Origin of the sequence: Pseudomonas sp. CFBP 8770 (genome assembly GCF_014841705.1) — a bacterium.
GTDB lineage: Bacteria > Pseudomonadota > Gammaproteobacteria > Pseudomonadales > Pseudomonadaceae > Aquipseudomonas.
The window spans coordinates 244,436-264,610 of sequence record NZ_JACYUL010000004.1 but is presented as its reverse complement, the minus strand read 5'-3'; the positions used below and the strand labels follow the sequence as shown (position 1 = coordinate 264,610).

Below are 20,175 nucleotides of genomic sequence, written 5' to 3'. Positions count from 1 at the left end.
GCCGGTAACGCGGCTTGCGCCGCTGCTACCGGGATTGCAGGCAACGATGGATCAATGCAGCTTCAATCGCGGCTCGGTGCCGCGGCCGATGCGGCTGCCCAGCATTAGCATGCCGGTGCGGAACAGGCCATACAGCGCCGCCTGGTGCATCCGGTACAGCGACACGTAGAACATGCGCGCCAGCCAACCTTCCAGCATGACGCTGCCGGTCAGGTTGCCCATCAGGTTGCCCACCGCCGAAAAGTGCGAGAGGGAAATCAGCGAGCCGTAATCCTTGTAGGTGTACTCCGGCAGCGCCTTGCCTTCGATGCGTAGCTTCAACGACTTGGCCAGCAACGAGGCCTGCTGATGGGCTGCCTGCGCGCGCGGTGGCACGTTGCGGTCGGTGCCCGGCTGCGGGCACGCCGCGCAGTCACCGAAGGCAAAGATGTCGTCGTCACGGGTGGACTGCAGGGTCGGGCGTACCACCAACTGATTGATGCGGTTGGTTTCCAGGCCATCGATCTCCTTGAGGAAGCCAGGCGCACGAATACCGGCTGCCCACACCTTCAAACTGGCCGGAATCACCTGGCCGCTGCTGGTCAGCAGGCTTTCGGCAGTCACCTCGCTCACCGCGGCATTGGTCAAGACCGTCACACCGAGCTTCTCCAAGGTCTGGTGCACCGGCTGACCGATGCGCTCGGGCAGCGCCGGCAGCACCCGCGGGCCGGCTTCGATCAAGGTGATGCGCATGTTCTCGGGTGCGATGCGGCCCAAGCCATAAGCCGCCAGTTCTTTTGCCGCGTTGTGCAGCTCGGCCGCCAGCTCGACTCCTGTGGCACCGGCACCGACGATGGCGACGCTGATCTGCGCGCGACTCTCGTCGTGCCCGGCATGGGCGCGCAGGTAGTGATTAAGCAGTTGCTGGTGGAAACGCTCGGCCTGCTTGCGAGTGTCGAGGAACAGGCAGTGCTCCGCCGCCCCCTGGGTGCCGAAGTCGTTGGTGGTGCTGCCCACCGCGATGACCAGCGTGTCATAGCCGATGCTGCGCGCCGGGACCAGCTCCAGGCCGGTTTCCGGATCGAGGGTGGCGCTCAATTGGATCTGCTTGGCCGCGCGGTCCAGACCGCTCATGCGGCCAAGCTGAAACTCGAAATGATTCCACTTGGCCTGTGCCACGTAGTTGAGCTCGTCTTCGGACGAATTCAAGGAGCCGGCTGCCACCTCATGCAGCAGCGGTTTCCAGATATGGGTCAGGTTGGCGTCCACCAGCGTGACGCTGGCCGTACCGCGCTTGCCCAAAGTCTTGCCCAGGCTGGTGGCCAGTTCCAGGCCGCCGGCGCCGCCGCCGACAATAACGATGCGATGTGTCATGGAAAGCTCTCATAAGGTTAACGAATTCGGGTGTCTGCGAAGGGGGGCGAGCGCAAGGCAGCTCATAGCTCCACACCTTCGAACAGATGGATCGACAAGCCCTGCTACGGCTGTCCCCAGGGCAAGAAGCAGCTGCTCGACTTGCAACCGAGGCGCGCACGGGTGACCGCCGATCAATGGCGAGAGTCACGTGGCAGGGCAGGCGACCCTGAACAGGTAGACGTTTCAGACGCGGGCAAGGCTACAGGGTTCCTGACAGGCGGTGCGGGCGAGAGCGCTTTGTATCATCCGCACGGCCCCTGCGCCATGACTGGTAAAGGGGTGGATTCACAAACTGATGCCTACATCGAAAACGATGCTGCGGCCCAGGTTGTTGCGCAGGAAGTCCGGCGCATCCGGATGCGCGAACAAGACCCGGGCAAAGGTGGGGCCGACCAGCGACAGCGAGCGCCAGCCTTGGCGAAGAAACTCGGTAGGCGGCGGAAAATGGCTGTTCAGGTCCAAGGCTTCGCGCTTCAGGCTGGCGAAGGCAATGATGTCCAACTCACCAAGGTCCAGCCCGCGTTCGCGGTAGTTGTGGGCTTTCTTGCGCAGGGTCGGCGCCAGCCGCTGCAGCAGCTCGGGTGCGCGGATGCGTTTGGGGCGTGCCTCGCGCCGGACCAGTTGGCTGAGGGAGAAAGCGCTGCGGCGGCGCTGCAACTCCTCGCGCCACTCATCGTTGAGCCGGCGCCCCTCGTCGAGCACGAAGAACACTTCGAAACTGGCTTCACGGAACAGCACGTCCGGCGGCTCCTGGCCGGCGGGGGTGAACTCATCGTCACGGTAGGCGATGTTCAGGCCCTGCAACAGGCGCTCGCACACCCAACGCTCGCGCTCCCACTTGCGCGCATTGGAGAGGAAGGCATTGGCCTGTTCGGCCTGGCTGGTGAGCAAACGCAGGTAGTCGGAGTCATCCATGGCCCTAGCTTAGCCCGCCTGTGCGACGAAAAGAATAACGCTCGACGCTTCAAAATCCTTCGGCGATGGGTAAGGATGGGATTTTCCCAGGAGCTGCACCATGCCCAGCATCAAGATCACCTCCGGCGGCTACGAATTCTTGGCCGAAACCCATCCCGATGCACCGCAGACGGTGGATGCGTTTCTCAAGCTGCTGCCGTATCGGCAGAAGATCATCCATGTGCGCTGGAGTGGCGAGGCGTGCTGGGTGCCGCTGGGTGAATTCCAGTTGCTGCGCGGTGACGAGCCGGTCGGGTTCGAGAACCACACCAGCCACCCGTCGGTGGGGGACGTGTTGTTTTATCCCGGGCCGTACAGCGAGACGGAAATTCTGCTGGCCTACGGGTCATGCTGCTTCGCCAGCAAGATGGGGCAGTTGGCCGGCAATCACTTTCTTACCGTGGTGCAGGGCAAGGAAAACCTCCGCGCCCTGGGCGTGAAGACCTTGTGGGAAGGTGCGCAAGAGGTGGTGTTCGAATTGGCGTGATCGCCTTGTAGATACCCTGTAGGAGCGGTCCGTGGCCGCGAACCATGCACCGCGGTATCCCAGACAATCCGCAGAGCCCTCTTCGCGGCCGATGACCGCTCCCACGGGTACCCGATATCCACTGTGGGGGCGGTCCGTGGCCGCGAACCATGCACAGGTGCAAGCACTATCGCCTGGTGCCCGACCGCCTCAATGTCCGCGCGGTGGCAGGTCCTCGCTGAACAGGTCGTCCTCGGCATCCGGGCTCACCGGAATCTTGTGCTCCTCGGACGCCCAGGCGCCCAGGTCAATCAATTTGCAACGATCGGAACAGAACGGCCTGTTCGCATTCGCTGCCGTCCATTCCACCGGCGCCCCGCAAGTCGGGCAATCAACGGTCAAGGGTTGGCTCATTCTCGGCCTCCACGCAAAGTCAGATAAAAAGCATGCAGCCGCTCGACTTCCGAATGCAGCCAGGCCAGATCGCGGTCGTTGACCAGCACATCGTCCGCCAGCGCCAGCCGCTGCTCGCGGCTAGCCTGAGCTTTCAGAATCGCCTGGACCTGCTCGGGCGTGGTGTGATCGCGCAGCAAGGTCCGCGCAACCCGCACCGCCTCCGGCGCATCCACCACCAGCAAGCGCTGGGTAGTCCGGTACTGCCCCGACTCGACCATCAGCGGCGACACGAACACCGCATAGGGCGACGTTGCCGAAGCCAGCGACCGAGCGATTTCCTCGGCAATCAACGGATGCAACAAAGCCTCGACCCAGCGCCGCTCCTGCGCATCCTCGAAGATCACCTTGCGCAACGCCCCACGGTCGAGGCTGCCATCAGCCTGCAACAGCGCCACACCATAGCGCTGCACCAGCGCCGCCAGCGCTGGCCGCCCCGGCTCCACCACCCAGCGCGAAGCCTGATCGGCGTCCACCACGTGCACGCCCAACTCGGCAAAGCGTTGCGCTGCCGCGCTCTTGCCACTGGCGATGCCACCGGTGAGGCCCAGCACCCAAGGTTTATCCACAGCTGTTGTCATCGGAACCCGGCAAACTGCATGTATGAAGTGGTTATTTGATCACCCCACAGCAATGCAATCCACCCCGCGATGGCCAGATAAGGCCCGAACGGGATCGGCGTACTGGTTTGCGCGTTGCGCATCCGCAACATCAACACCCCCAGCACCGCCCCCACCAGCGACGACAACAGAATGGTCAGCGGCAAAATCTGCCAGCCACCCCAGGCCCCGAGCATGGCCAGCAACTTGAAATCGCCGTAACCCATGCCTTCCTTGCCGGTGATCAGCTTGAACACCCAATACACCAGCCACAGGCTCAGATAACCCGCCACCGCGCCCCACAGCGCGTCGTAGAGATTGGTAAACAACCCCTGGCCATTGACGATCAACCCCAGCCACAGCAACGGCAGCACCAGCACATCCGGCAGCAACTGGTGATCGGCATCGATCAGACTCATCGCCAGCAAGCCCCAGGTCAGCAGCAGAAACGCACCGGCCTGCCAGCTCAACCCGAAGTGATAAACCACAAAGGCACTCAAGATGCCCGTGGCCAGCTCCACCAGCGGATAACGCAGGCTGATCTTCGCCCGACAACTGGCACACTTACCCCGCAGCATCAGATAGCTCACCACCGGGATGTTCTCCCAGGCGCGGATCTTGTGGGCACAGTGCGGGCATTCGGAATGGGGGAGCAGCAGGTTGTAGGTGGCGCCTTTGGGCTCCGGCGGCAGGCCGAGCATTTCACGGGATTGGGTGGTCCAGTCCCGGTCGAGCATGATCGGCAGGCGGTGGATGAGGACGTTGAGGAAACTGCCGATGATGAGGCCCAGGAGGAGGGCGCATGGAAGTAAAATGGGTTCTGAGGTTAGGATGGATTCTGGTAAGAGCATATTAGACGATTGCGCCGAGTTTGAAGATAGGTAGATACATAGCGATAACCAGCCCACCTACGACCACCCCCAATACCGTCATAATCATTGGTTCCATCAAGCTGGTGAGGCTGTCAACGGCATTGTCCACTTCCGCTTCATAATAGGTGGCAACTTTCTCCAGCATATCATCGAGCGCGCCGGACTCTTCGCCTATCGCGGTCATTTGGATTGCCATGCTTGGGAATATCGCAACGGATCTCATGGAGACGTTGAGCTGTGTGCCCGTTGAAACGTCCTGTTTGATGGTATTTACAGCATTCTTAAATACGACATTGCCGGTCGCTCCCGCTACTGAGTCCAGCGCATCCACTAAAGGGACACCTGCCGCAAAGGTAGTGGATAACGTACGTGCATATCGGGCAACAGCTGATTTATAAAGTATTCCTCCTACAATCGGTGTTTTAAGCAATGCCCTGTCGATAGTATCGCGCATTGGCCTGCTGGTTCTGTATGCGTGACGAAAGACGAAGAAGAAGCCGATTAAAGCTGCTAGTACGATGAGCCACCATTCCTGCAGCGCATTGGAAAGGTTTATAACCATTTGGGTGAAAGCCGGTAGCTCGGCTCCGAATCCAGCAAATACCGACTGAAATTGAGGGACGACTTTTATTAACAGAATTCCGGACACGATGAAGGCTACTACCAGCACTGCAGCAGGGTAAGTCATCGCCTTTTTGATTTTGGCTTTAAGGGCTTCGGTTTTTTCCTTGTAGGTGGCAATTCTATCCAATAAAGTCTCAAGCGCACCGGCTTGTTCACCTGCATCAACTAGGTTGCAATAGAGGTCATCGAAATACAAAGGGTGTTTCCTTACCGACGAAGCCAGGCTGTTCCCTGCAGCGACATCTTGCTTTACATCTTCTACCAATCGTTTCATATTTGGATTGTCAACGCCTTCGGCGATAATGTCGAAGGATTGAAGCAAGGGCACCCCAGCTTTCATCATTGTGGCTAGTTGTCGCGTAAATAGCGCCACTGCAAGCGGTTTTATTTTTTTTCCTTTGCTGAAAATAGAAGATGTTTTTTTCTTTATTTTTAATGGCGTAACACCCTGTTTGCGCAGATAGGCCTTCGCCAGCGCTGGGCTCAGCGCGGTCAACTCACCTCTGACGAGATTTCCTTTCTTGTCCGTTCCCTCCCAGGCAAATGTCGGAGGCTTTGTAGGTTTGATGGCCATGATTAATCCTTGGTCACGCGGTTGACTTCCTCAAGGCTGGTAACGCCTTGCATGACCTTGAACAGCCCGGAAGTCCTAAGGTCATTGAAACCCTCCTTTCGCATTTGTTCAGCTATTTCTATCGCGTTATTGGCCGCCATGATCATCCGCTGCAATTCTTTCGTATTCTTAACTACCTCGTATATCCCTACCCGTCCTCTGTAGCCGCCATTGCATTGGTCGCAACCTTTAGGTTCATAGATTTTGAACTGTCCGATCTGGGCCGGCGGAAAGCCTTCTTCGATCTGAGCTTGAACAGGGATTGACTTCTCCGTTCTACAAATAGGGCAAAGCTTTCTAGCCAGGCGTTGCGCGATAATCAAGTTAACTGATGTGGCTATGTTGAAGCCCGCAACGCCCATGTTTTGCAAGCGAGTCAGTGTTTCCGCCGCACTATTGGTGTGAAGCGTAGATAGCACTAGGTGCCCTGTCTGCGCGGCCTTTATGGCAATCTCTGCAGTTTCCAAATCTCGAATCTCACCCACCATGATGACATCTGGATCTTGTCGCAAGAACGAGCGCAAAGCCTGGGCAAAATCAAGACCTTGACGAGGATTGACATTGACCTGGTTGATGCCCTCCATGTTTATTTCAACTGGGTCTTCGGCGGTTGAAATATTAATATCAACGGTATTGAGTATATTAAGCCCAGTATAAAGCGATACCGTTTTTCCCGAGCCAGTAGGCCCAGTCACCAGAATCATACCTTGTGGCTGACGTAGTGCTTGAAGGTACAATTCCTTCTGAATAGCCTCGTATCCAAGTGCATCGATTCCCATTTGCGCGCTGGACGGATCCAGAATTCGCATAACGATCTTTTCACCCCAGAGCGTCGGTAGAGTATTTACTCGAAAATCTATCGTTTTAGTTTTAGAAATTCGCATCTTTATTCGGCCGTCTTGAGGTTTTCTACGCTCGGATATGTCAAGGCTCGCCATGACTTTAAGTCGCGCTGCAATTCTCCCTGCAAGGTTTATAGGTGGGCGCGCGACTTCCTTCAACATACCGTCAGTTCGAAGCCTGACCCTGTAGATTTTCTCATACGGCTCGAAATGCAGGTCTGAAGAGCCACCTCTGATCGCGTCAAGTAGCATCTTATTGACGAATCTAACCACGGGGGCGTCATCTGCATCTTGGCCCTGGCCCACTATATTATCTTCTTTGTCCCCGCCATCGGCTGAGATATCGATCCCGTCAAGGTCTATATCGGCCATGTCCTCTAAGCCAGTATTCCCGTTTTCAAAAAAACGCTCGATTGCGTCAGATAGCTTGTCATCCTCCACAAGAATTGATTCAGTGTTCAACCCGGTGCTGAACTGGATGTCGGTAATAGCTTGATGATTCGTTGGATCAGATAGAGCGATGAATAATTTGTTACCCCTACGCCAGAGAGGGAGAGCGTGATGTTGGCGTATGAGCTTTTCGCTTACCAGATTTTTAGGTTGATGTTCTTTATCAATTGCAGACAAATCTAGTAAAGGGCTACCAAATTGATCGGCAGCTACTTCGGCAATCGCTTTACTATTTGCAAGTTTTGCTTGTACGAGATAATGAACAAAAGATAGTCTGCTTTTTTGAGCCTGATGTACTGCTTGCTGAGCTGCTTTTTCTGTAAGCAGTTCTGCTACCACCAATTGCTTAGCAAGGCCAGTGAGGGCCAAATCGTTCATCTCAGCACCGATCCTTTCAAATTTAGATATTTATAGCGCACAAGCACCTACGAAGCCAAGCGCGGGTAAACAGGTGACAAAATTCGTCAGTTTGTGTCCCGGTTACGGTGTGCCGGTCTTTACGACACGAGCGAACTCGCCTTGGAATGAGCGATGGATAGTTGGCATGCCTCGTGCTTAGGTCTTTCCAACGACGTATACCCGTCATCTTCGGAGATGTGAAATGAACGCGCAAAAAGGCTTTACGTTGATTGAGTTGATGATCGTAGTAGCAATTATTGGTATTTTGGCAGCTATTGCCCTACCTGCTTATCAAACCTACACAGGTAAATCTCAGGTCACCGCTGCCTTGGCCGAAGTCACCCCAGGCAAAACTCAAGCCGAAGCTAAGCTCAACGAAGGGCTTGCAGCAGAAATCACAAAAGCTGAAGATATCGGTCTAACGACTTCTGCACGTTGCACTGCCTATACCGTATCGGTAAAGACTACTGGAGATGCGTCTATTGCCTGCACCATGGCTGGTAATCCAGACATTGCAGCCAAAACTCTCACACTGACACGCACTACTGCCGGCGTATGGAGTTGCGCTACGACTGCGCTTCCTAAGTACGCTCCTACTGGCTGCGTCGGCAAAGCCTAAACGGTTATTCTCGACTTGTAGGCCGGGGTGGCCTATGTGCCACCCCACATGCCTATTTTAGGTTTTTGCATGCGCTGAAGGTAAAGCAACATGGACCGCTCACGAAGTCATGGCTTTACCCTCATCGAGATGATGATTGCAGTCGCGATTGTGGGAATTTTGTCGTTTTTAGCTGTTTATATGTTTCAAACATATTCTAATAGGGCCAAGCTGGCTAACGGTGTAAGCGAGCTCAGGAGCTTGGTCGGTCGTTATGATGCTTTGCATTTGAGTGGGAATGCTTCGCCTAATCTCACGGATTTAGAAGTTACTGACTCTAGTCGTTGCCATTTCTCGATTGGAATTACCGCCACGTCAGATGTAGCTGTGATGTGCGAGCTTTTGAATGTCTATGGAGCTCTTGAAGGCGGCATTTTGACTTACAGACGGTCCACACAAGGACAATGGGTTTGTACCGCCAGCTCAGGCATAGCACCTGACATCCTGCCGGCGCATTGCCGTTGAGGATCAAGGAGATTGCGTAGTTAAGCGATAAATTTTTAGGTTTAAAATTTGGGCCGGTGTAGCTCAGTCGGTAGAGCAGCGCACTCGTAACGCGAAGGTCGTAGGTTCGATTCCTATCTCCGGCACCATCCCCAACACAGTAGCACTCTCTAAACATCGTCAAATTCGGTTCTGAAAATGATGATGCCGCAACCTAGAATACGGAAATCACCATGGTTCTCACAGGATTCAGCCGCCTCGCAGCGGCTTTTGTGTTTCTGGCGGCACTGCCCGCCTGCTCCACTCACAAGGATTTCTACGCCACCGGAGGCAGCCGTGCGGATGGCGTTATCGACGTTGCCTATGATTTCAATTATCTGGAAACGCCGTTTGTCGATCTGAAGCAGGCGTACACTATCGCCCGGTCCAAATGCTCCCTGTGGGGCTATGTAGACGCAGAGCCTTTTGGCGGAGCCACCCAGGAATGCACTGCCAGACGTGGTTTTGGTGATTGTTCGGCATGGCGGGTCTCAAAAAAATATCAGTGCTTGGGTAATCTGGGCAGCGTATCCGCTCCACTCAATTACCTAGGCTCCGCGCAGCCTCCAGTTCATGTGCCTGCTCGCCAGGCAGCGGCACCTTCCCAGGCAGCGCCGGCGGCAACGCCCGCTCCACTGTCGTCCGCTGAGTACAAAGATCGGCAGATCGATTTGCTGATGCAGCAGAACTTGCCCTACGACGAGTATCAAAAGAGATATCAGGCAATCATGGCGCAGTAGTGAATCGGGAGCAGGGCATAAAGCTTTCCAGTTCGGTTCCTTACATGGATAGCCCACACGACATGCCCAGGAGCCCCCATGTTCAGCCACATCCAAATCGGCGCCCGCGACCTACAAAAAATGGTCGCCTTCTACGACCAAGTATTCCAAGCCCTCGGCCTCATCCGCATCCCGGAAGAAAACGACGGGGGCCCAGCTGGCGCCGGCTGGCAGCGGCCCGATAAGCTTTGGCCCCAAGTCTACGTCCAACTCCCGTTCAACGGCCTCCCTGCCACATGGGGCAACGGCATGCAGGTCAGCTTTGCGGCGCAGTCGCAGCAGCAGGTGCGGGACGCGTGGCAGGCGGCGTTGGATAAGGGCGGTATGGACGAGGGGGCGCCGGGTTTGCGGCCGCAGTATTCAGAGGACTACTACGGCGCCTATTGCCGGGACCCGGAAGGCAACAAGTTATGTTTCGTTCACGCATCGGATATGGCCGGTTCAGCTTAAGTCCGACGTGAGTTGGCCAAGCGCGCGACCCCAGCCGTCAGGAGTACCGCCAGCACCACGCCTGTCGCCACGGCGGGCAGTATGCCCAGTTGCACTACCATCTCCTGCAAGCTGAGGTAGAAGCCAATCACGCCGACGGCGCCAATCGCGTTGCCTCTGACAATCGCTGCGAGTTCCTGGCGTCCGCCCTGCACATGGGCAAAAACAGCGAGCGGCCAGGCGATGATCGGAATGGGCGCCAGGTAGCCGCTGACTACGGGGCCCAACCACTGCGCACCTGCGGTGATCAGTAGCAGCAGCAGGGTCGCGGTCAACATCCGCATGGGGATGATCCAGCTGGGTAGCGCAACCGGGCGCCCCAGGGGTTTACCATGGTTCGACGTCACCCGAATCAGCACGACCACCAGGCACAGGGTAATGGCGATGGCCGCAAGGGGTGATTCCAGCCGGTTCATCAGTAGCGCTGTGGCAACGTAGAAAACCACGGCGGCCAGGCATCCGAGCACCACCGAAACACGGCGAGTCACCGCAAGATAGAACAGGTAGGTCGCCTGAATTGCCGCCACGCCGGCCAATGCGCCGGGCACTGCCATCGCCACGAACCCCGGGCCTTGTTCGAGGCTGAGAAACAGCATCACCACGGCGGAGGTCACTGGAAGCCCGGACAGCAGCCCGCCAACGTGTGTACCCCAGCGTTTGGCTGCGATGGAGATGAACAGCATGAGCAGCGGCGTGATCAGCAACTTGAGGTAGAAAACGGTCATGGGCGTGCGTCGTTGTTTTTAGTCCATACGTTGTACATGATTCGACGTTGGCCTTTGATTCAATCGGCACCGAGAATGGCGATTGTAAGCCTTGACCTGTATCGTTTTCGTCCTGTGTGCCGACAGCCTGTAAGCCCGCCCCTGACTCTGGGCAAGGATGCCAACCGTGAAATACTTCTTCATCATTTTGGCCAGCTACACCTCGGTCTACCTGTGTGTATCGCCGTTGCTCGATGCGCGCGTGCAGGACGTCATCGAAGGCCTGGAGATGCGTCGCCGGGCGGCGGATATCGAGGCCTATGTCGAGCACGTGATCCAGGCGCTGAATCGCAGCAAGCTCGAGTACGCCTTGTTCGGCGGCACGCTGATGGCTGCGTTGGTCAGCGCCGGTGCGTGGCTGCTGGGCGATTAGGCTTGGCCGTTGAACGAGGCGCGCAGGTCGGCAACGTCTTGCACGCCTGGCTCGGTCACTCGGACTGTTTGTCCTGTTCGCTGAATTCCACTGCCAGGGCAGCGGCTTCCACGTCACTGGTGCGGATGTGCAGTTGCCCTTCGCTGTCCTGAACCTGAAACACCGGGTCCACGCCTTGCGCACGGTACGGCTCGGGGATGTCATTGCCTTCGAGTTTCTTGACTGAGATGGCCATGGTTTTTCCTCCCAAAGAAGCTGTGACCGGCGCCCTCGGCCAAGGTGCAGTCCGAAGCGTTGCACAGGAACTTACCTTGCCTGCAATGCCTCGAATCTCTACTTACCATCAGAGGCTTCCTACCATGACCACACGCGATGAGATCCAGCCAAAAGCCCCGACCCTCGATGAGAGCGGTAAGCCGGTGAACGTGGTTGAGCGCGACATCGAGAATGAAACGCCAGCTACCGAAGGCGTCGACAAGGTCATCACGCCCACCTCCATCAAGGAGAAAGAGCAGGATGCCGAGACCTTGCAGCGCAAGACCGCCGAGATCGAACGCAAGATCGCCGACGGTCGTTGATGTCGTGAAAAGGGAGAAAAGTGCAGCTAACCGTCCGTTCACATCCGTTTCACGCGGCATTTACATTCTCGGGCGTAATGTTGACCTTGCTCCTTCTTCAAGCCCGCTTTCCTCCCCGTCGGCGGGCTTTTCTTTGCCTGCGATTTGGCGTTTCGCCCAGCCAGGCCTGCTAACCTCACCTATTCAAGCGTCGAACCGAACCAGGCGTCGGCGCGTTGCAGTGGGCATGACCACTGCCTTCCAAGGAGCTTGACCCCACCATGACCATTTCCCTGCGCACACGGTTGTTGACCGTGTTGATGTTCACCACGCTGCTCAGTGGCTGCGGCGTCAATAACATTCCGCAATATGACGAACAGGTGAAATCGGCCTGGGCTCAGGTGGAGAACCAGTACCAGCGCCGTGCCGACCTGATCCCCAATCTGGTGGAAACGGTGAAGGGCTACGCCAAGCAGGAGCAGGACACCCTGACGCGAGTGATCGAGGCGCGCGCCAAGGCCACGTCGATCCAGGTCGATGCCAACACGCTGGACGATCCGGCCAAGCTGCAGCAGTTCGATCAGGCCCAGCAGCAACTCAGCGGTGCCTTGAGCCGTTTGATGGTGACGGTCGAGCGTTATCCTGACCTGAAGTCGAACCAGAACTTCCTGGCGCTGCAGTCGCAGCTCGAAGGCACGGAAAACCGCATCGCGGTAGCGCGTCGCGACTTCATTGCCTCGGTTGAGAAGTACAACACCGAGATCCGTACCTTCCCCGGCAAGCTGTGGCAGATGACCATGTACCGTGACCAGAAGGTTCGCGAGAACTTCAAGGCCACGGCACCCAATGCCGAGCAAGCGCCGAGCGTGAAGTTCCAATGAAGCCATGGCGGTGCCTGCCGCTGTTGATGCTGCTGTGGGCTGCCACGGCCGGGGCGCTGGAGTTTCCAGCGCTCAGCGGTAGGGTGGTGGACCAGGCGGGCCTGCTCGACGGGCAGACCCGCAGCCAGCTCAGCCAGATGCTCGAGGCCCACGAGCAGGCGACCTCCGAGCAGGTCGTGGTGGTGACCGTGCCGGACCTGCAAGGCACGGACATCGCCGATTACGGCTACCAGCTCGGGCGTGCCTGGGGCATTGGCCAGAAAGGCAAGGACAATGGCGCCTTGCTGATCGTCGCCAAGGCCGAGCGCAAGGTGCGCATCGAGGTCGGTTATGGCCTGGAAGGGCAGCTGACCGATGCGCAGTCCTCCATCATCATCAATAACGTGATCGTGCCGTCGTTCCGCCAGGGCGATTTCGCTGGCGGCATTCGTGCGGGCGCGGCGGCCATGTTGCAGGTGCTGGGGGGCGATCCCCTGGCCGAGCCGCAGCGCAGCGACGCGCAGGACCAGGGCCAGGACCAGCAGCGTCTGCCCTGGCCGGCGTTTCTGATTCTGATCATTATCGTGATCGTGATGATCCGCGGTGGTGGCGGAGGCGGGCGCGGTGGCCGAGGCGGCGGTGGTCGTTCGGTACTCACGGGTGCGGTGCTGGGCGGCCTGCTGGGCGGCGGAGGCCGTGGTGGCGGTGGTTTCGGCGGCGGCGGTGGCGGTTTTGGAGGCGGTGGCGGCGGCTTCGGCGGCGGGGGTGCATCGGGTGGCTGGTAAATCGAGCGGGTACGCAGCATGACATTACTGGACGAAAGCGCGCAGAAGCGCGTGGCCACGGCGATTGCCGAGGCAGAACTGCACACCGACGCCGAGCTGGTCACGGTGCTTGCACCGCACTCGGACGACTACACCTACATCCCGTTGTTGTGGGCGGGGTTGATCGCGTTGCTGGTGCCGGGTCTGATCAACTATTACCCCGGCTGGCTGAACGCTCATCACTTGCTGCTGGCGCAGTGGGCAACCTTCATCGTGCTGGGGCTGCTGTTTCGCATTCCGGCCCTGACTACGGCGTTGGTACCGCGTCGAGTGCGGCATTGGCGAGCGGCGAACATGGCGCGTCGGCAGTTTTTGGAGCGCAAATTGCATCACACCCAGGGCGCAACGGGGATGTTGATCTTCGTTTCGGAGGCAGAACGGTACGTGGAAATTCTGGTGGACGAGGGGATTTCCAGTCGCGTCGGGGATGACACCTGGAACGCGATCGTCGAAGCGTTCACCGCGCGGGTCAAGCGCGGTGAAACGATGGAAGGTTTCGTCGGCTGTATCCAGGCGTGTGGTGAGGTGTTGCGAGAGCACGTGCCGGTCACTCATCCTCGTAACGAGTTACCGGATCGGTTGGTCGTACTGGGCTGACCGTTCAGCCAATCAGACGGATCTAGCGAGGCTATGAGCTGTCGAAGTGGCAATGCGCTATCATTCGTTCTTTGCCCACGGAGCCTCGTATGAGCTCGATTATTTTTCCTCAGCCATTCAAGGCGGTGGGTTGTTCCGACTGTCGAAACCTGGATGCGCTGGGTTTCGACTTCACCATGGCGTTCCAGCCGATTCTCGACGTGCGCAGTGGCAAGCCCTGGGCGTACGAGGCGCTGGTGCGCGGAATCAACGGCGAGTCCGCGTTCAGCATTCTGAGTATGGTGAACGACGGCAATCGCTACCGCTTCGACCAGGCCTGCCGGGTCAAGGCCATCGAACTCGCCACCCGCTGGGGTTTGCTCGACTTGCCCGACTGCCTGCTGAGCATCAATTTCCTGCCCAAGGCCGTCTACCGCGCCGAGACTTGCATTCGCGCAACGCTCGAGGCTGCCCGGGAATTCGGTTTCCCGCTGAATCGGCTGATGTTCGAAGTCACCGAAGGTGAGCGTGTGGATGATCCGGCACATCTTCAATCAATTTTCGCCGAATACGAGAAGCAGGGCTTCACCACGGCAATCGACGATTTCGGCTCGGGGTATTCAGGCTTGAACATGCTGGCGACGTTCCAGCCCAATGTGCTGAAAATCGACATGGCGTTGACTCGCGCGCTGGATCAGGACGCTGTACGGCAAGCCATCGTGGCGGGGATCGTGCTGGTGGCCGGCAAGCTGAACATCACGGTGGTGGCCGAAGGCGTCGAAACCGTCGGTGAAAGTGCGGCCTTGCAGGCACTGGGTATCGACTTGCAGCAAGGCTACCTGTTCGCCCGGCCCGCCATCGGTGAGTTGCCGCTCAAGTCTTGAAGTATCTGGCAGGCTGATCAGTCGGTACGGTTTGTCGACTCGTAATGCAGATAACTGGCGAGTGCCTGTTTGGTCAGGTCATTGAGCGTAATGCTTTGCCGATTTGCCGCGATGCTGGCCGCCAGATGCAGTTCGTGGCCAATGCGCACATTGAAGGAGCCCTTGCAGGAAATCTCCGGCGTGACCTTCAAATCCGCGCAGGTCTCCAGGTAGTCATCCACTGCGGCCTGAAAAGCGGCAATCAATTGCGCAACGGTTTGCCCTTCATAGCTGATCAGCGCCCGAATGAACTGTGCTTTGCCATACAGGCAGTCGTCTTCCGGGCTTGCTTCGATCGATCCGAAGTAGCCGCGGTGTTGAAGCAGTTGGTTCATGGCAGCAAGCCTCCATTTTTCAATTGCGCGATGATCTGGCGGCGGATATAGGGCTTGATTTCACTACCCGGATGAGGGCGATGAAGGCTGATCAACGCTGCGGGATTGCCATTGTTAAACTTCACGCGGCTGCCGCTTCCCTGGACTGGCTGAAAGCCGAACCCCTGCAGCAGGCTCACCAGTTCAGGCCATGTGAACTCACTTTCCTGCGAAATCAGTTTGGCGACCAGCTTTCCATGCCTGGACATTACCACTCCTTTTTATGCAACTGAATTTAGTTGCTATCCATTTTCAAGTCAATGTGTGCTGCCCAGCTATGTGTAGCGCAGGGCCGGGTTTTCGGATAAATGGAAGTGATACGAAGGGTGTGCGGCGTTACGGGAAGGCCCGGAGGCCGAGGGGCAATACGAGTGGTAACTATCCATGCAATGACCGAGCTCATTCGTGGAGTGAGCTCGGTCAGGGGTGCATCAATCTTCGAGAATGAACGCGAACTTGTCGTCGATCAGCATCTTCAGGTAGTCGTCGAAGCTGTCGGCGATGACCACGTATTCGTCCGGGTCGTGGACGAAGCGGATCACCTGGCCTTTGGTGCCTTTGCTGGTCGGGTTGAAGTCGATGAACAGCGTGGACGTGCCGCCGTTGTTCATGCAGTGCGAGAAGCACAGGCGCTCGCCCAGGCTGACGTCGGCGTCGATGCGTCGATCGACCATTTCCGGGTTTTCCAGAAAGAAGTCGTCGTAGATGTCGGCGATGCTTTTGTCGTTGGCGGCGCGGTCTTCGAGGATCTGCTCGACCGAGCGCAGGTAGTACGGGTATTCGGCGATGTCCGAGCCCAGGATGAGCACCGAGACTTCACCTTTCTCGTACTTCTGCCAGTGCGTGCCGTTAATCTTGGCAAGCAGTTGCAGCAGGCTGTCCGGGCAGTCCGGGTAGACCTCTTTGAGGGCGTCCAGTTGGGTGGGCGAGGCGCCGGTGGCGAACGCGAGTTCGTCAAGGCTGGCGGCGGGCAGGGCGGCTTTGAGGCCTGAGTGGAACTGTTCGACGATGCTCAAGGCTGCTTCCTTACACGGGTTTTGTTTGAGCACCATTGGGCGATTTGTGGGGGGGAGTCAAGGGAATTTACTGTTTGGGGGAGATGTGGGGGGCTTGGAGGAGGGTGGAAGGCCAATGGCCTCTTCGCGGGCAGAGCCCGCTCCCGCAAAGCTCCGCTCCCACAGAGGCCCGCGGGGTCTCAGCGCCAGCGAACGGTATAGTGCGCAGGCACGTCGCTCATCTGTGGCTGGAAGTGGGTGTTGGAAATCACGTGGGTCTGTACCTCGCCGGCGGCGTCATGCAATTCGATGCGGTCGCCTGCGCCGGCATTGAGCGTCACCTCGTAGATCAACGCCTTGTTGGGCTCCAGGGACGAGTCGAAGGGGCCGAAGCGGGTGCCGTCGATGCGAATGATGTAGACCTGGTAAGCGCCTTGGGTGGATGTGCTGGTCACTGCGAAAACTCCATACCTTTGCTGGTCGATATCTATGTGGGCTGTCACAGGCTCAGGCGCATGGACAGGTCTACCGCTTTTACATCCTTGGTCAGGCTGCCGATCGAAATGTAGTCCACCCCCGTTTCGGCAATGCTGACCAGGGTCGAATCATTGATGCCGCCACTGGCTTCGAGTTTGGCCTGGCCGGCATTGATGCTCACTGCTTCACGCATGTCGGCGAGGCTGAGCTCGTCGAGCATGACAATGTCGGCGCCCGCTGCCAGGGCTTCGCGCAACTCGTCCAGGCTTTCGACTTCGATTTCCACCGGCTTGCCCGGCGCGATGCGCTGCGCCGCCGCTACTGCCTGAGCCACGCCACCGCAGGCGGCGATGTGGTTTTCCTTGATCAGGAAGGCATCGTATAGGCCGATGCGGTGGTTGTGGCAGCCACCACAGGTCACCGCGTACTTTTGCGCCAGGCGCAGGCCCGGCAAGGTCTTGCGCGTGTCCAGCAGCTTGACCTGGGTATGGCCGACACGCTCGGCGAAATACCGCGCGCGGGTGGCCACGGCCGACAGCAGTTGCAGAAAATTCAGCGCGCTGCGCTCACCGGTCAGCAGCGAGCGTGCCGGGCCTTCGAGGTGAAACAGGGGTTGGTTGGGCTGAGCCTGCTGCCCATCCACCACCTGCCAATGCACCGCCACGCGCGGGTCGAGTTGGCGAAACACGGCATCGACCCAGGCGCTGCCGGCAACGGTGCAGGCATCACGGGTGATGATGCTGGCCTTGGCCAGGCGTTCGGCCGGGATCAATTGTGCAGTGATATCGCCGCTGCCCACGTCTTCGGACAACGCACGGCGCACGTTGGCTTCGATTTCAGCGGTCAGATCGGCAAGACGAAGGTTGGACATGACGCGCTCCATCGGCAAAGTGGCCGGATTATAGGATACTGCACCGCTTGGAGCGAAGCCCTGTAGTCCGCGCCTTCACGCGGTGTAAAAAGCTGTGCATTTGGTCGGCTGCTGTGAGCTTTCGTACATATTTAGGGTCAATCTCTTACTTAGCCCCGTGTTCGCTGAACTGCTTGCCACCTTGGTAGTCAGAGATCACTGTCGGTGAGGTCAGGTAAATGACGTCACGTGGTTGACAGGGATGTCGACGCTCTATTTCTCTTGGTGGGGGTCTTGATGGCGAACGATGGGAAAGTGGTTTCACTGAACAAGGCTGCCGCCGATCACGCGAGTCAGCCTGCCAGTGTGCGCCTGCCTGTCGTCCTGTTGCAGGTGCGCGACAAAGCCGCGCTGCAACTCAAGCAGGCCCTGCAGGTGTTGTTCGATAACGCCGACGACACCCTGTTCGAGATGGCCGACCGGGCCTTGAACAATGTCGATCAGAATACCTTCTTCGAAGCCATGCGCGACCTGCGCCTCAAGCGCAAGAGCATCGAGCGCGGCTTCCTCGAGAAATTCTACGAAAGCTTCGTGCGCGTGGGTCAGTACGACACGGTCGAGGCCAGCGCGCCGCCGCCGCTGAGCTACGACAAACTGGCGCTGGTGCCCAACGATGAGTTGGAACGCACGGTGGCACTGGATGCCATGGTAGCCAAGGTCCTCAGCCGTGACAGTTTTGCCTTGGGCCAACTGACGACCCGCCTGAATGTACTGCTGACCCGCCGCCTGGACGATTCCACCAATCCGCTCGGGCCGGTCATGTTGTGCGACTATTTTCTCCAGGCCGGGCGCAGCCTGGGTGTGGAGATCAAGGTCAAGCTGATCATCCTCAAGCTGTTCGAGAAATACGTCCTTACCGATACCGATCAGCTGTACGCCGAGGCCAATCAACTGCTTATCGCAGCCGGCATTCTGCCCGAGCTCAAGGCTGCGCCTGCCCGTCGCGCCGCTGACCGTTCCAGCGACCGCCCGCGTCCCGCTGTTGCCGAGGCGGAAACGCGCGCCGAGGCGCCGAGCAGGTCCGCTCAGCGTGATGAGAACGTGCAGGAAGCGTTTGGCGCCCTGCAGGACTTGTTGCACGACCTGCGTGGCAGCATGGCGCCGAAGATGGAGCCGCCGAGCGAGGCCATGCCGATCTCGACCAGCGATCTGCTGCGCCTGCTGTCCCACTTGCAGCAATACGTGCCTCAGCAACCGCCGCAGAACGACTACGACTTGCGTCAGCAGCTTGAACAGCTGCTGACCCGCGTCAGCGTCAAGAGCGGCAAGTTTCGCGTCGTGGGGGTGATGGACGAAGACGTCATCAACCTCATCGCCATGCTGTTCGAATTCATCCTCGACGATCGCAATCTGCCCGACTCGCTCAAGGCCTTGATCGCACGTCTGCAGATTCCCATGCTCAAGGTCGCAGTGCTGGACAAGAGCTTTTTCAGCCGGGGTGCGCACCCGGCGCGGCGGCTGCTCAACGAAATCGCCTCGGCGGCGATGGGCTGGGGCAGCCGCGACGATTACCAGCGCGACGCGCTGTACCTGCGCATCGATCAGATCGTGCAGCGCCTGCTCAACGATTTCGTTGACGACACTTCTCTGTTTTCCGAGCTGCTGGTCGATTTCCTGGCCTTCAGCAACGACGAGCGTCGCCGCAGCGAGTTGCTCGAACAGCGTACCCGTGATGCCGAAGAGGGCCGTGCCCGTGCGGATCTGGCGCGGCATCTGGTCGAGAAGGAACTCAACAGCCGCTTGCTGGGGCGCAAGCTGCCACAGGTGGTGGTCAATGTGCTGCAGGACGCCTGGAGCCGCGTATTGCTGCTGGTGTGCCTGAAGCATGGGGCCAATTCGTCCGAGTGGCAGGCGGCCTTGTCCACGGTCGACGATCTGATCTGGAGCGTCGAACCCCACGACGACCCGGAAATGCGCATGCGTCTGCTGGAACTGGTGCCCGGCTTGCTCAAGTCCCTGCGCGACGGTCTTACCAGCACCGCGTTCGATCCGTTCGCCACCAGTGAATTCTTCAGTCAGCTGGAGGTGCTGCATGTGCAGGCGTTCCAGCGTGAACTGGTGGATGTCGAGGGAGTGACGGCCAGCGAAAGCTCGCTGGTACAGGTGGTAGAGGAGATCGTGCTTGCATCCCCAGGCGAAGCCGTCGACAGCGATTCCCAGGTGCGCCTGGCCGACGATGACCCAGGCCTGCTGCAGGTCGACAAGCTCCGCGTCGGAAGCTGGGTGGAATTGCAGGAGAACGACGAGTTCAAGTTGCGCTGCAAGCTGACCGCCATCATCGAAACTTCGGGCAAGTACGTGTTCGTCAACCGCACCGGCATGAAGGTGCTGGAGAAGACCCGCATGGGCCTGGCGATCGAGTTCCGCCGTGGCACCGTGCGGGTGCTCGATGACACTCTGTTGTTCGATCGTGCACTGGATTCGGTGGTCACCAACCTGCGCAAGCTCAAGGCACACTGATCGGCG

The 20,175-nt window shown here is 58.4% G+C and carries 26 protein-coding genes and 1 tRNA gene; 13 read left to right on the top strand and 14 right to left on the bottom strand.

What is annotated here, in order from left to right; genetic code table 11:
* Window positions 1–51: 51 nt before the first annotated feature.
* Window positions 52–1,353, bottom strand: a complete 1,302-nt coding sequence (locus IFT98_RS10895) for an NAD(P)/FAD-dependent oxidoreductase (protein ID WP_122795377.1) — start codon at window positions 1,351–1,353, stop codon at window positions 52–54.
* Window positions 1,354–1,680: 327 nt separating this feature from the next.
* A complete protein-coding gene (locus tag IFT98_RS10890) occupies window positions 1,681–2,310 on the bottom strand; it encodes a DUF1780 domain-containing protein (protein ID WP_192048607.1) in 630 nt (209 codons plus the stop codon).
* Between the two features lie 100 nt (window positions 2,311–2,410).
* Here IFT98_RS10890 and IFT98_RS10885 point away from each other — a divergent pair, with 100 nt between their 5' ends.
* Window positions 2,411–2,836, top strand: coding sequence for a DUF3830 family protein (locus IFT98_RS10885; protein WP_122715125.1), 426 nt, complete (start codon window positions 2,411–2,413; stop codon window positions 2,834–2,836).
* Between the two features lie 189 nt (window positions 2,837–3,025).
* On the opposite strand, the gene yacG is transcribed toward IFT98_RS10885, so the two are convergent.
* From yacG to pilB, 5 genes are read right to left on the bottom strand one after another with little or no spacing between them, the layout of a single operon-like run.
* Window positions 3,026–3,229 carry a DNA gyrase inhibitor YacG gene (yacG, locus tag IFT98_RS10880; protein WP_122715126.1) on the bottom strand — a complete coding sequence of 68 codons (204 nt, stop codon included), beginning with the start codon at window positions 3,227–3,229 and terminating at the stop codon, window positions 3,026–3,028.
* Entirely contained in the window at window positions 3,226–3,849 is a 624-nt protein-coding gene (gene coaE / locus IFT98_RS10875) for a dephospho-CoA kinase (protein WP_192048605.1), read from the bottom strand. Before coaE ends, yacG begins: the two co-directional genes overlap by 4 nt.
* Window positions 3,846–4,718 (bottom strand): prepilin peptidase, encoded by an 873-nt coding sequence (locus IFT98_RS10870; RefSeq protein WP_192048876.1) that lies wholly within the window; start codon window positions 4,716–4,718, stop codon window positions 3,846–3,848. The genes coaE and IFT98_RS10870 overlap by 4 nt, the downstream gene beginning before the upstream one ends.
* Window position 4,719: 1 nt before the next feature.
* Complete coding sequence (locus IFT98_RS10865) at window positions 4,720–5,937, bottom strand: type II secretion system F family protein (RefSeq protein WP_192048603.1); 1,218 nt, start codon at window positions 5,935–5,937, stop codon at window positions 4,720–4,722.
* 2 nt (window positions 5,938–5,939) lie between these two features.
* Window positions 5,940–7,646, bottom strand: coding sequence for a type IV-A pilus assembly ATPase PilB (pilB, locus tag IFT98_RS10860; protein WP_192048601.1), 1,707 nt, complete (start codon window positions 7,644–7,646; stop codon window positions 5,940–5,942).
* A gap of 223 nt (window positions 7,647–7,869) precedes the next feature.
* Here pilB and IFT98_RS10855 point away from each other — a divergent pair, with 223 nt between their 5' ends.
* The 5 genes from IFT98_RS10855 (at window position 7,870) to IFT98_RS10835 (ending at window position 10,037) form a co-directional block, all read left to right on the top strand.
* Window positions 7,870–8,286 (top strand): pilin, encoded by a 417-nt coding sequence (locus IFT98_RS10855; protein WP_192048599.1) that lies wholly within the window; start codon window positions 7,870–7,872, stop codon window positions 8,284–8,286.
* Between the two features lie 90 nt (window positions 8,287–8,376).
* Entirely contained in the window at window positions 8,377–8,790 is a 414-nt protein-coding gene (locus IFT98_RS10850) for a pilin (RefSeq protein ID WP_192048874.1), read from the top strand.
* A 52-nt stretch (window positions 8,791–8,842) separates the two neighbouring features.
* Window positions 8,843–8,918, top strand: a tRNA-Thr gene (locus IFT98_RS10845).
* Window positions 8,919–9,002: 84 nt separating this feature from the next.
* Window positions 9,003–9,548 carry a YecR family lipoprotein gene (gene yecR / locus IFT98_RS10840; protein WP_192048597.1) on the top strand — a complete coding sequence of 182 codons (546 nt, stop codon included), beginning with the start codon at window positions 9,003–9,005 and terminating at the stop codon, window positions 9,546–9,548.
* 78 nt (window positions 9,549–9,626) lie between these two features.
* Entirely contained in the window at window positions 9,627–10,037 is a 411-nt protein-coding gene (locus IFT98_RS10835) for a VOC family protein (protein WP_192048595.1), read from the top strand.
* Here the strand turns inward: IFT98_RS10835 and IFT98_RS10830 are convergent.
* On the bottom strand, window positions 10,034–10,801 hold the full coding sequence (locus tag IFT98_RS10830; RefSeq protein ID WP_192048593.1) for a hypothetical protein: 768 nt from the start codon (window positions 10,799–10,801) through the stop codon (window positions 10,034–10,036). The two genes, IFT98_RS10835 and IFT98_RS10830, sit on opposite strands and share 4 nt — an antisense overlap.
* 166 nt (window positions 10,802–10,967) lie before the next feature.
* Here IFT98_RS10830 and IFT98_RS10825 point away from each other — a divergent pair, with 166 nt between their 5' ends.
* Entirely contained in the window at window positions 10,968–11,213 is a 246-nt protein-coding gene (locus IFT98_RS10825) for a hypothetical protein (RefSeq protein ID WP_192048591.1), read from the top strand.
* Between the two features lie 55 nt (window positions 11,214–11,268).
* Here IFT98_RS10825 and IFT98_RS10820 read toward each other — a convergent pair whose 3' ends face one another.
* Window positions 11,269–11,448: a hypothetical protein gene (locus tag IFT98_RS10820; RefSeq protein WP_192048589.1), complete on the bottom strand. Its 180-nt coding sequence runs from the start codon at window positions 11,446–11,448 to the stop codon at window positions 11,269–11,271.
* A 124-nt stretch (window positions 11,449–11,572) separates the two neighbouring features.
* Here IFT98_RS10820 and IFT98_RS10815 point away from each other — a divergent pair, with 124 nt between their 5' ends.
* The 5 genes from IFT98_RS10815 to IFT98_RS10795 all read left to right on the top strand — a co-directional run bounded on the left by IFT98_RS10815 (window position 11,573) and on the right by IFT98_RS10795 (window position 14,914).
* Window positions 11,573–11,791 (top strand): hypothetical protein, encoded by a 219-nt coding sequence (locus IFT98_RS10815; RefSeq protein WP_122795367.1) that lies wholly within the window; start codon window positions 11,573–11,575, stop codon window positions 11,789–11,791.
* A 260-nt stretch (window positions 11,792–12,051) separates the two neighbouring features.
* Window positions 12,052–12,651 carry a LemA family protein gene (locus tag IFT98_RS10810; RefSeq protein ID WP_122475276.1) on the top strand — a complete coding sequence of 200 codons (600 nt, stop codon included), beginning with the start codon at window positions 12,052–12,054 and terminating at the stop codon, window positions 12,649–12,651.
* Entirely contained in the window at window positions 12,648–13,415 is a 768-nt protein-coding gene (locus IFT98_RS10805) for a TPM domain-containing protein (protein WP_192048587.1), read from the top strand. Before IFT98_RS10810 ends, IFT98_RS10805 begins: the two co-directional genes overlap by 4 nt.
* Before the next feature lie 18 nt (window positions 13,416–13,433).
* Entirely contained in the window at window positions 13,434–14,051 is a 618-nt protein-coding gene (locus IFT98_RS10800; RefSeq protein WP_192048585.1) for a TPM domain-containing protein, read from the top strand.
* Between the two features lie 89 nt (window positions 14,052–14,140).
* Window positions 14,141–14,914, top strand: a complete 774-nt coding sequence (locus tag IFT98_RS10795; protein WP_192048583.1) for an EAL domain-containing protein — start codon at window positions 14,141–14,143, stop codon at window positions 14,912–14,914.
* A gap of 17 nt (window positions 14,915–14,931) precedes the next feature.
* On the opposite strand, the gene IFT98_RS10790 is transcribed toward IFT98_RS10795, so the two are convergent.
* The 5 genes from IFT98_RS10790 to nadC form a co-directional block, all read right to left on the bottom strand.
* The gene (locus tag IFT98_RS10790; protein WP_192048581.1) at window positions 14,932–15,288 is read right to left on the bottom strand and encodes a type II toxin-antitoxin system HicB family antitoxin; all 357 of its coding nucleotides are present in this window, start codon (window positions 15,286–15,288) and stop codon (window positions 14,932–14,934) included.
* Window positions 15,285–15,536, bottom strand: coding sequence for a type II toxin-antitoxin system HicA family toxin (locus IFT98_RS10785; protein ID WP_192048579.1), 252 nt, complete (start codon window positions 15,534–15,536; stop codon window positions 15,285–15,287). Before IFT98_RS10785 ends, IFT98_RS10790 begins: the two co-directional genes overlap by 4 nt.
* Before the next feature lie 222 nt (window positions 15,537–15,758).
* Window positions 15,759–16,343: an SMI1/KNR4 family protein gene (locus IFT98_RS10780; RefSeq protein ID WP_192048577.1), complete on the bottom strand. Its 585-nt coding sequence runs from the start codon at window positions 16,341–16,343 to the stop codon at window positions 15,759–15,761.
* A gap of 179 nt (window positions 16,344–16,522) precedes the next feature.
* On the bottom strand, window positions 16,523–16,777 hold the full coding sequence (locus tag IFT98_RS10775) for a hypothetical protein (RefSeq protein WP_122475266.1): 255 nt from the start codon (window positions 16,775–16,777) through the stop codon (window positions 16,523–16,525).
* 44 nt (window positions 16,778–16,821) lie between these two features.
* Complete coding sequence (gene nadC / locus IFT98_RS10770) at window positions 16,822–17,670, bottom strand: carboxylating nicotinate-nucleotide diphosphorylase (RefSeq protein WP_192048575.1); 849 nt, start codon at window positions 17,668–17,670, stop codon at window positions 16,822–16,824.
* Window positions 17,671–17,946: 276 nt separating this feature from the next.
* Here nadC and IFT98_RS10765 point away from each other — a divergent pair, with 276 nt between their 5' ends.
* Window positions 17,947–20,169 carry a DUF1631 domain-containing protein gene (locus IFT98_RS10765; protein WP_192048872.1) on the top strand — a complete coding sequence of 741 codons (2,223 nt, stop codon included), beginning with the start codon at window positions 17,947–17,949 and terminating at the stop codon, window positions 20,167–20,169.
* Window positions 20,170–20,175 lie beyond the last annotated feature (6 nt).